Genomic DNA, 10,600 nt, shown 5'->3' with positions numbered 1-10,600 from the left:
GGTATCTGCTGGTTTGGCTTCACCAGTACAACTGGCATCGACCGCATGCCAGCTTGGATTACCATCCTCCGGTTAGCCGGCTAGGTCTTTCCGTGAACAACCTGGTGGGTTTACACACCTAGCGCCAGGGGAAGCCGCCGGGGCCACCCATGCCCCCCGGACCGCCCATGCCACCGGGGCCACCCATGCCGCCGGGGCCACCCGGACCACCGCCGCCCATCATGCCGGACATGCCGCGCATCATTTTCTGCATGCCGCCCTTCTTGCCCGCCTTCTTCATCATCTTCTGCATCTGCTTGTGCTGCTTGAGCAGGCGATTGAGGTCGGGCACCTGCAGGCCGGCACCGGCGGCGATGCGCCGCTTGCGGGAGCCATTGATGATCTCCGGCTTGCGGCGCTCCTGAGGGGTCATGGAGTTGATCAGCGCCTCGAGCTTGCCCAGCTCCTTCTCGGGCCCGGGGCCCTGAGCCATCTCGGCCATCTGCCCCATGCCCGGCAGCTTGCCGAGCAGGCCACCCATGCCGCCCATCTTCTTGAGCTGCTGGAGCTGGTCGCGGAAGTCTTCCAGGTCGAAGCCTTCGCCCTTCTTGACCTTCTTGGCCAGCTTGGCGGCCTTGCCCTTGTCGACGGTGCGCTCGGCCTCCTCGATCAGCGACAGGACGTCGCCCATGCCGAGGATACGCGAGGCCACCCGGTCCGGATGGAAGGGCTCCAGGGCATCGGTCTTCTCGCCCATGCCCATGAACTTGATCGGCTTGCCGGTGATATGACGCACCGAGAGGGCCGCCCCGCCGCGGGCGTCACCGTCGGCCTTGGTGAGGATCACCCCGGTCAGCGGCAGCGCCTCGTGGAAGGCCTTGGCGGTGTTGGCGGCATCCTGGCCGGTCATGGCATCGACCACGAACAGCGTTTCCTGGGGCGTCACCGCCCGATGCAGGGCCTGGATCTCGTCCATCATGTCGGCATCGACATGCAGGCGACCGGCGGTATCGACGATCACCACGTCATGGAACTGGATCTTGGCGTGCTTGATGGCCGCCTCGGCGATGGCCACCGGCCGCTGGTCGCTGGAGGAGGGGAAGAAGTCGACCTGGATCTCGCCGGCCAGGGTCTCCAACTGGTCGATGGCCGCGGGACGATAGACGTCGGCGGAGACCACCAGCACCTTCTTCTTCTCGCGCTCCTTGAGGTAGCGGGCCAGCTTGGCCACGGAGGTGGTCTTGCCCGCCCCCTGCAGGCCGGCCATCAGGATCACCGCCGGCGAGCCCTTGAGGCTGAGGCCATCGAAGGCCTCGCCCATGACCGCCTCCAGCTCCTGCTGGACGATCTTGACGAACTGCTGCCCCGGCGACAGGCTCTTGGAGACCTCCTGCCCCACGGCGCGCTGACGCACCGCATCGATAAAGGCCTTGACCACCGGCAGGGCGACATCGGCTTCCAGCAGCGCCCGACGCACCTCGCGCAGGGTTTCCTTGATATTGTCCTCGGTCAGTTTGGCCTGACCGCTGATGGACCTCAGCGTCCGCGATAGACGCTCCGATAGACTCTCGAACATGGGCCTCTCCGGCAACGATGCCTTGGCGTTTGGCGCGATTATACGCCTTGATGGCTCCGGTCTCCATGCATGGCTGGGCGGCGCCTCGGGGCTTCGGTATAGTAACCCCAGGATTGCGACCACTTTTCATCGCACTTTGCCGCCCCGGGCGGCCCATGGACAGCAACGCTATGCAGGCGCTTCCCTTTGCCCTAATCGCCATCATCCTCTACTGCGGCGCCGCCTCCTGGCAGGCCCTGGCGCTGACGCGGCGCGTTCCCCAGCGTCCGCCCCTGGTACTGACCCTGGGCGGCCTGGCCGTGGTCTGTCATCTGCTGGTGCTCGGCGCCCTGGTCGGCGGCAGCGAGCCGCTGAGCCTGGGCCTCGGCACCACCGCCACCGCGGCCGGCGCTCTGATCGCCGCCCTGCTGCTGGCGATCAGCCTCTTCAAGCCGGTGCTCAACGTGGCGGTGGGCCTCTTCCCGCTGGCCGCCATGACCCTGGTGCTGGCGGTGGGGCTGCCCGGCACGCCCCGCGGGGATGGCCTGACGCCGGGCATTGCCCTGCATGTGGTGAGCTCGGCCCTGGCCTTCGCCGTGCTGGCCATCGCCGCCGTCCAGGCGATCCTGCTGGGGGTGCAGAATCAGGCCCTGCGTCACCACCATATCCGCGGCGTGGTCCAGGCCCTGCCGCCGCTGACCACCATGGAGCGGGTGCTCTTCGAGCTGGTCTGGGCCGGGGTCGGCCTGCTGACCCTGGCCATCCTCAGCGGCTTCCTGTTCCTCGACAACCTCTTCGCCCAGCACCTGGCCCACAAGACGCTGCTCTCCCTGGCCGCCTGGGTGATCTTCTCGATCCTGCTGGCCGGCCACCACTGGCTGGGCTGGCGGGGCCTCAAGGCGGTGCGCTGGACCCTGGGCGGCTGCGCCCTGCTGCTGCTGGCCTATTTCGGCAGCAAGTTCGCCCTGGAAGTGATCTTCCAGGGGCCCTAAGCCGCCTTGACAGGCCGAGTGCTCCTTCTCTACAAACGTGCCTGATACGCCATAAAGGACCCTTCCACCTTGAGCGATGACTTCCCTCTGGGATTGCTGTTCGGCCTGCTGGCAGTGCTGATCCTGCTGTCGGCCTTCTTCTCGAGTTCCGAGACCGGCATGATGTCCATCAACCGCTACCGGCTGAGCCATCGCGCCAACGGTGGCGAGCGCCGGGCCCAGCGGGTGCTGCGCCTGCTGGCCCGCCCGGATCGCCTGATCGGCGTGATCCTGATCGGCAACAACCTGGTCAACAACCTGGCCGCCGCCATCGCCACCGTGCTGGCGATCCACTTCTTCGGCGAGGTGAGCGGGCCGGCCATTGCTCCCCTGGTGCTGACCATCGTCATCCTGATCTTCGCCGAGGTGACCCCCAAGACCTATGCGGCGATCAAGCCGGAGCGCATCGCCTACCCGGCGTCGATGGCCCTGGAACCGCTGCTCAAGCTGCTCTATCCGCTGGTGTGGCTAACCAACGCCATCTCCAACGGCCTGCTGCGCCTGGCCGGCGTCAAGCAGATCGACGGCGGCACCGACAACCTGACCCGGGACGAGCTGCGCACCATCGTCCACGAGGCGGGCACCCTGATTCCCCAGCGCCACCAGGCCATGCTGCTGTCGATCCTCGACCTGGAGAATGTCACCGTCAACGACATCATGGTGCCCCGCCACGAGATCGTCGGCATCGACCTGGAGGACGACCTGGAGAGCATCCTCGCCCAGATTCGCACCAGTCAGCACACCCGTATCCCGGTCTACAAGGGCGATATCAACAACATCATCGGCATGCTGCATCTGCGCAATGCGGCGCGCTTTCTGGCCAAGGCGGAGGTCACCAAGGCGGCCATCGTCCAGGAGGCCCGGGAGCCCTACTTCATTCCCGAGTCCACTCCGCTGCACACCCAACTGCTCAACTTCCAGAAGCAGAAGCGGCGTATCGGCATCGTGGTGGACGAGTATGGCGACGTGGAGGGCCTGGTGACCCTGGAGGATATCCTCGAGGAGATCGTCGGCGAGTTCACCACCGACGTGGCGGGGATGCATCAGGAGATCCATCTTCAGGAGGATGGCAGCTACCTGATCGAGGGCACCGCCAATATCCGCGAGATCAACAAGTCCCTGGGCTGGCAGCTGCCCACCGACGGCCCCAAGACCCTCAACGGCCTGATCCTCGAGCACCTGGAGTCCTTCCCCGACGGCCCCGCCTGCCTGCAGGTGGGCACCACCCGCATGGAGATCCTTCAGGTCAAGGACAAGCTGATCACCTCGGCGCGCTGCTGGCAGCACGCCCGGCGTCCGGCCCGCCGCCGCTGAGCCATATCCTCCATAGAGAAACGGCGACGGCGCCCCGAGGGGCGCCGTCGGCGTTTCTGACCACCTCGCTCAGTCGCGGCCTCAGGGCCCTTCATGAACGCCCTGGGGGTGAGTGCGTTCACCGCGACTGGCCAGCGCATTCAGGGCATTGATATAGGCCTTGGCGGAGGCGATGACGATATCGGTATCCGCGCCCAGGCCGTTGACGATGCGCCCGCCCTTCTGCAGGCGTACCGTGACCTCGCCCTGGGAGTCGGTGCCGCTGGTGATGGCATTCACCGAGTAGAGCTCCAGCTCCGTCTGGCTGTCGGCGATCTGCTCGATGGCCTTGAAGACCGCATCCACCGGCCCGCTGCCCTGGGCCTCGACGCGACGCTCCTCGCCGTCGTGGCTGAGCACGACCCGGGCCAGGGGCGTCTCGCCGGTACGGGAGGTGACCTCCATGGCTACCAGGCGGAAACGCTCGGCCCGGGCCGCGGCACGAGTATCGGTGACCAGGGCCTGGAGGTCCTCGTCGTAGATCTCGTGTTTCTTGTCGGCGAGCTGCTTGAAGAGGGCGAAGGCGTCGTTGAGCTCCGTCTCGGAGGCGAACTGGATACCCAGCTCATCGAGCCGCGAACGGAAGGCGTTACGCCCGGAGTGCTTGCCCAGCACGATGGCGTTGGTATGCCAGCCCACGTCCTCGGCACGCATGATCTCGTAGGTCTCGCGGTGCTTGAGCACCCCGTCTTGGTGGATTCCCGACTCGTGGGCGAAGGCGTTCTTGCCGACGATGGCCTTGTTGGGCTGCACCGGGAAGCCGGTGACGGTGGAGACCAGCCGCGAGGTGGGCACGATATGGGTGGCGTCGATGCGGGTCTCCACGTCGAGAATATCCTGGCGGGTACGCACCGCCATGACGATCTCCTCCAGGGAGGCGTTACCGGCCCGCTCGCCCAGGCCATTGATGGTGCACTCCACCTGGCGGGCGCCGGCATTCACCGCGGCCAGGGAGTTGGCCACCGCCAGCCCCAGGTCGTTATGGCAGTGCACCGAGAAGACCGCCTTGTCGCTGTTGGGCACCCGGCGAATCAGCTCGCCCACCATCTCGCCGAAGGGCACCGGCAGGGCATAGCCGACGGTGTCGGGGATATTGATGGTGGAGGCGCCGGCCTCGATGGCCGCCTCGACGATGCGGCACAGGAAATCCAGCTCGGAGCGCCCGGCGTCCTCGCAGGAGAACTCCACGTCGTCGCACAGGCCACGGGCCTTCTTCACCGCCGCCACGGCGCGCTCCACCACCTGATCCGGGCTCATCTGCAGCTTGTACTGCATATGGATGGGGCTGGTGGCGATAAAGGTATGAATGCGCCCCTGGGCGGCGCCGGCCAGGGCCTCGCCGGCGGCCTCGATATCGCGATCCAGTGCCCGGGCCAGGGAACAGACGCGACTGCCGGTGACGCTCTCGGCCACCGCCTTCACCGCCTCGAAGTCGCCGGGGCTGGCGGCGGCGAAGCCCGCCTCGATCACGTCGACGCGCAGCTTCTCCAGCATCAGGGCGATGCGCACCTTCTCGTCGCGGGTCATGGAGGCGCCCGGCGACTGCTCGCCGTCGCGCAGGGTGGTGTCGAAAATGATCAGCGGCTGCTTACTCATGGAAGGGCTCTCATCGGGGTCCAGCGGCGGAATCCCGTCGCCCGGCCGGGGCGCGGGAACTCAATGTTTTCTAAGGGTAGCCGAGGTCGGCGCCGGGCCCCAGGCCTCGGCGTCGGCCTTGAGCTCACGCACCTCGATCTCGAGGCGCGCCAGGCTGGCCTCCCGCGGCGCCAGGGGTGCCCCGAAGTGGAGCCCGACCCGGGCGCGGAAGCGGCGCGGCCGCTTGGTCAGGGCGCGACCGCCCTGGTGGGAGGTCCAGGAGCCCCAGAGCCCGGCCAGGCCGGCGGGCACCACCGGCACCGGGTTGCATGCCAGGATATGCTCCAGGCCTCGCCGAAAACGGTGGATCTCGCCATCCGGCGTCAACCGCCCCTCGGGGAAGAGCATCACCACCTCGCCGTTATCCAGGGCACGACGGACCTCTTCCAGGGCACGGCGCACGCTGCCCGGGTCACGACGCTCCGCCTCCACGGGGATCGCCCCCACCAGGCGGAACCACCAGTTGAGCCAGGGCGATTCATAGATGGGGCGATCCATCAGGAAACGCAGCGGCCGCGGGCTGGCGCCGCCCAGGATCAGGGCATCGACGAAGCTGACATGATTGCAGACCACCAGGGCCGCCCCCCGGGCCGGCAAATGCTCGCGCCCCTCGACGCGCAGTCGGTAACAGACCCGCACCAGGGCAAGGATCAGGCGACGCGCCAGGCCGAGGCAGGGCCCCTTGAGGGGGTGACGCACGCGACTCACGGGGCGTAGGGACCGTGGCGCAGGCCGGCGAGGATGGTGACCAGCAGTTGCTCCAGCAGCTCGGTGACCTCCAGGGGCTGGCCCTGCCAGACGCCGAGGCGCTCATTGAGCCCCAACTGCACCAGGCCGTGCACGCTGCCCCAGAGGGTGCGCGCCATGCGCCGCGCCTCCAGGTCGCTGAGGCCCGGCTGATAGGCCTTGAGCCCGGTCTCCACGCGCAGGAAGAGGGCCTCGATCATATCGCTCTGGCGCCGATCCAGCTCGCCCTCCTGGGCCAGCGGGTAGTCGAACAGCAGCTGCCAACGGTAGGGCTCCTGGCGCGCGAAGCGCCAGTAGGCCAGGGCCAGGGTGCGCAGCTGAGAGGCCAGGGTCTCGTTGGTATCCGCCGGCACCATGGCCTCCTTGAGCCGTGCCAGGGTTTCGAGATTGACGTGCTGCAGCAGGTTATTGAAGCTGCCGTAGAGCTTGAGCAGGGTGCTCGGCGCACACCCCACGTCGCGAGCCAGGGCGCGCAGCGACAGCTCATGCACCGGGCGTTCCTGCAGCCAGGCATCGCAGGCCGCCATCACCTGGGCATGCAGCGCCTCGGGGGCATGCTGTCTGGGACGTGCCATGGGCTTCCTCGTCGCGATGGGTGGAAGTGCGGAATCGAACACTGTTTCCGACCAGCATATCGCTACCGGCCACAAACGCAAGCCCGACACCGGCATGAGTGCTTTTCAGCCCCCGGCGAAGCCGCTACCCTTGAGGCCCTCCGCCGCTCAGGAGTCGCTATGGCAGGCCGCCTGCATATCGCCCCCATGGACCTGGAACGGCTGCTGCCGGGCCTGCGCCTCGAGGCCACCCCACTGACCAGCCCCAACCTGGCACCGCGCCAGCCGCTGTCGATGGTACGCCTGGCCGCCGGCCGTTTGACCCTGGCCAACGCCTTCTGGGGGCTGACGCCGCCCTGGCTCAAGGTGCTCGACCACGCCCCCCACTGTGCCCGGGCGGAGTCCCTGGAGACGCGCCCCATGTTCCGCGAGGCCTTCGCCGCTCGCCGCTGCCTGATCCCGGCCAGCGGAATCTATGTGTGGAAACCCCAGCCACGCATGAAGCAGCCCTTCCTGGTCACCCGGGCCGACCGTGGCCCGCTGTTGCTGGCGGGGCTATGGTGCCGCTACCACACCAACCTGACCGAGTTCGCCGACTCCTGCGCCCTGATCACGGTGGCCACGCCGCCACTGCTGACGCCGCTCAGCGACCGACTGCCGGCGCTGATCGACGCCTCTGTCGCTCACCGGTGGCTCGATCCCGGCATGCCCCTGGAACAGGCCCGCGCCCTGCTATCGCCGGCCCCCGGGGAACTGTTGGGCGCCTTTCCGGTATCTAGACGAGTGAATGATCCCAGGCACCAGGAGTGGGCCTGTGGCTATCCCACCGGCCCCATGCTGCGCGCGACCCCCGACCAGGAGAACCCATGACCCTTTCGCCCCCTCTCGTTTCCCGGTCCCTGATGCTGCTGGCTGTCCTCTGGCTCGCCGCCCTCGTCCCGGGACCGGCCCGAGCCGAAGCGCCCGGCGAGCCATCGGGAAGCGTCGAGACCACCAGGCCCCATACCAGCCCGCAGGATATCCGCGACTATCGGCTGCTGACCCTGAGCAACGGCCTGACCGCCCTGCTGGTGCATGACCCCGAGGCGGACAAGGCCGCCGCCTCCATGAACGTCAGCGTGGGCAGCGCCGACGACCCCGAGGACCTGGCGGGCCTGGCCCACTTCCTCGAGCATATGCTCTTCCTGGGCACCGCGCCCTTCCCCGAAGCGGATGCCTATCAGGGCTATATCAACCGTCATGGTGGCAGCCACAACGCCTTTACCGCCCCCCATGACACCAACTACTTCTTCGATATCGAGCCCGAGGCCCTGCCCGGCGCCCTGGATCGCTTCAGCCAGTTCTTTATCGCGCCGCTGTTCAATGCCGACCGCCTGGAAAGCGAGCGCAATATCGTCCACTCCGAGTATCAGGCGCGAATTCGCGACGAGGCACGCCGCGAGCAGGACGTGCTTAATCAATTCCTCAACCCCGCGCACCCCGGCACCGGCTTCTCGGTGGGCAGCCGCGAGACCCTGGCCGACCCCGCCGAAGGGGAGCCCAGCCTGCGGGCGCGGGTCATCGACTTCTACGAGCGCCACTACGATGCCAATGTGATGCACCTGGCGCTTATCGCACCCCAGGACCTGGACACCCAGGAGGCCCTGGTGCGGGAACGCTTCGACGCCATCGTCGACCGCGGCCTGGAGCCCCCCCGAGTCGCCGCGCCCCTGGTCCTCGACGAGACGCTGCCCCTGGCGCTGGCGACCCGCTCGCTGCGCGACCGCCAGCAGGTGAGCTTTCTCTTCCCCCTCCCCGACCCGATCCGCGACTACCCCTTCAAGCCGGCGGACTTCCTGGCCAACCTGCTGGGCCACGAGGGCGAGGGCAGCCTGCTGGCCGCGCTGCGCGAGGCGGGCCTGGCCGACGCCCTCGCCGCCGGCCTGACCCGCGATGACGGCGAGAACGCCCTCTTCGCGGTGACCGTCAGCCTGACGCCAGACGGTGCCGAGCGCCTCGACACCATCCAGGCCAGCCTGTTCGCCACCATCGCGCGACTCCGGGAGACCGGCCCGCAGGCCTGGCGCTACGAGGAGCAGGCACGCCTGGCGGAGCAGCGGTTCCGCTTTATCCAGCATGGCGAGCCGATTCACGGCGTGACTCGCCTGGCCATGAGCCTGGCCGACTACCCCGCGGAGGACGTGCTCTATGCTCCCTACCGCATGGGCGAATTCGCTGCCGAGCGCCTGACGCCCTACCTGGAGGCCCTGACCCCGGAGCGACTGATCCGTCTCTACAGCGGTCCGGAAGTGGAGGGCGAGTCGACCTCCCCCTGGTTCCAGGCCCCCTACCGGGCCGAGGCCCGGGTCGACTGGCCCGAAGCCGAGCCCCTGGGCGGCCTGTCGCTGCCCGAGCCCAACCCCTTTATCGCCCGGGACCTGAGCCTGCTGGGCGCCCAGGACGAGCGGCCCGAGCTGCGCCTGGAGACCCCGGGGGCGCGACTCTGGCATCAGGCCCACGGCGGCTTCCGCACGCCCCAGGTGGAGTGGCGCTTCAGCCTTCAGCACCCCGACGCCAGCGCATCGCCCCACCAGGCGGTGCTGAGCCAATTGCTGGCGGGCTGGCTGAACGACAGCCTCAATGAAGCCTTCTATCCGGCGCGCCTGGCGGGGCAGCACTTCTCGGCCTATGCCCACGCCCGCGGCCTGACCCTGAGCTTCTCCGGCTGGCGAGATCGCCAGGCCCGGGTGATGGAGGAGGCCCTGGCGCAACTGACCACGGGCGAGATCACCGACGCGAGCCTGGCGCGAGTCAAGCAACGCCTGGCCCGGGAGTGGCGCAACGCGCCCCTGTCGGCCCTTTACCAGCAGGCCAACCGCACCCTGGGCGAGGCCCTGATCCGTCCCCAATGGCCGACGGCCGACCTGCTGGAGGCATTGGCCCCCCTCGACAGCGAGGCCCTGCGCGCCTACCGCCGCGACTTCCTGGCGGCCCTGCATATCGAGGCCATGGCCATCGGCGACCTGGATGCCGCCCTGGCCGAACAGCAGGCCCAGGGGGTCTTCGCGACCCTGGCACCGCGCCTCCCGGCCGATGCCATCGCCGACCTGATCCCCCTGGAGGCCGTCGACCTGCCGCCGCTGCGGCCCGACAGCCAGCGCCAGGAGTCGCTGCTGCTGCGCTACTTGCAGGGCCCCGACCGCACCCTGGCCAGCCAGGCGGAGCTGGCGGTGCTCGGTCAACGGCTGAGCACCCCCTTCTATACGCGGCTGCGCACCGAGGAGCAGCTGGGCTATATCGTCAATGCCGGCTACCGGCCACTGCTGGATGCGCCGGGCATCGCCCTGCTGGTGCAGTCCCCGGAGACCGGGAGCCAGGCCATCGGCGAGCACATCGACGCCTTCCTGGAGACCTTCGACGCCACCCTCGCGGCGCTGGACGACGCCACCCTGGCCCCCTACCGCCAGGCGGTTCGCGACCAGCTACTGGCCCGGGACACCTCCCTCGGCCAGCTCACCGACCGCCTGTGGCGCGACCTGGCCCTGGGCGACGAGGCCTTCGATCGCCGCGAGCGGCTGGCCGCCGAGGTCATGGCGGTGGATGCCGGGCGGCTACGCCGGGCCTGGCAGACCCTGCGCCGCGAGCCCCCGGTGGACGTGGCCTTCGATCCCGGCGACGAGCCCAGCGACGTCCTGGCCCTGAGCCGCGACCTCCCCCCCCTGCCGCGCCACGCCGACGAATAGCCAGACACAAAAAACGCCCGGCCC

Annotated in this window: 8 protein-coding genes and 1 pseudogene; 5 read left to right on the top strand and 4 right to left on the bottom strand. The window is 68.5% G+C overall.

All coding sequences use genetic code 11. The features are described from left to right. Nucleotides 1–122, top strand: a pseudogene (locus NFU04_RS15180) (IS481 family transposase); the annotation flags it as partial. Here NFU04_RS15180 and ffh read toward each other — a convergent pair. Further along, entirely contained in the window at nt 119–1,555 is a 1,437-nt protein-coding gene (gene ffh / locus NFU04_RS15175; protein WP_251310263.1) for a signal recognition particle protein, read from the bottom strand. The pseudogene NFU04_RS15180 and the gene ffh sit on opposite strands and share 4 nt — an antisense overlap. Before the next feature lie 170 nt (nt 1,556–1,725). On the opposite strand from ffh, the gene NFU04_RS15170 reads away from it, so the two are divergent. Further along, a complete protein-coding gene (locus NFU04_RS15170) occupies nt 1,726–2,526 on the top strand; it encodes a cytochrome C assembly family protein (protein WP_251310265.1) in 801 nt (266 codons plus the stop codon). Nucleotides 2,527–2,595: 69 nt separating this feature from the next. Continuing rightward, nucleotides 2,596–3,879, top strand: coding sequence for an HlyC/CorC family transporter (locus NFU04_RS15165; RefSeq protein ID WP_251310262.1), 1,284 nt, complete (start codon nt 2,596–2,598; stop codon nt 3,877–3,879). Between the two features lie 81 nt (nt 3,880–3,960). Here NFU04_RS15165 and NFU04_RS15160 read toward each other — a convergent pair whose 3' ends face one another. Genes NFU04_RS15160 through NFU04_RS15150 form a run of 3 tightly spaced genes read right to left on the bottom strand, consistent with a single transcriptional unit; the run spans nt 3,961 to nt 6,875 of the window. Then, complete coding sequence (locus NFU04_RS15160) at nt 3,961–5,514, bottom strand: 2-isopropylmalate synthase (RefSeq protein WP_251310261.1); 1,554 nt, start codon at nt 5,512–5,514, stop codon at nt 3,961–3,963. A gap of 60 nt (nt 5,515–5,574) precedes the next feature. Beyond that, nucleotides 5,575–6,261, bottom strand: a complete 687-nt coding sequence (locus tag NFU04_RS15155) for a 1-acyl-sn-glycerol-3-phosphate acyltransferase (protein WP_459382095.1) — start codon at nt 6,259–6,261, stop codon at nt 5,575–5,577. After that, on the bottom strand, nt 6,258–6,875 hold the full coding sequence (locus NFU04_RS15150; RefSeq protein WP_251310260.1) for a TetR/AcrR family transcriptional regulator: 618 nt from the start codon (nt 6,873–6,875) through the stop codon (nt 6,258–6,260). Before NFU04_RS15150 ends, NFU04_RS15155 begins: the two co-directional genes overlap by 4 nt. A gap of 159 nt (nt 6,876–7,034) precedes the next feature. Here NFU04_RS15150 and NFU04_RS15145 point away from each other — a divergent pair, with 159 nt between their 5' ends. Both NFU04_RS15145 and NFU04_RS15140 read left to right on the top strand, forming a co-directional pair. Continuing rightward, nucleotides 7,035–7,724 (top strand): SOS response-associated peptidase, encoded by a 690-nt coding sequence (locus NFU04_RS15145; RefSeq protein ID WP_251310259.1) that lies wholly within the window; start codon nt 7,035–7,037, stop codon nt 7,722–7,724. Further along, a complete protein-coding gene (locus NFU04_RS15140) occupies nt 7,721–10,576 on the top strand; it encodes an insulinase family protein (protein WP_251310258.1) in 2,856 nt (951 codons plus the stop codon). The genes NFU04_RS15145 and NFU04_RS15140 overlap by 4 nt, the downstream gene beginning before the upstream one ends. The last annotated feature ends 24 nt before the right edge of the window (nt 10,577–10,600 follow it).

This window comes from Halomonas sp. NCCP-2165 (genome assembly GCF_023708045.1).
Lineage (GTDB): Bacteria > Pseudomonadota > Gammaproteobacteria > Pseudomonadales > Halomonadaceae > Bisbaumannia > Bisbaumannia pacifica.
This window is presented reverse-complemented; position numbering and strand designations above follow the sequence as displayed.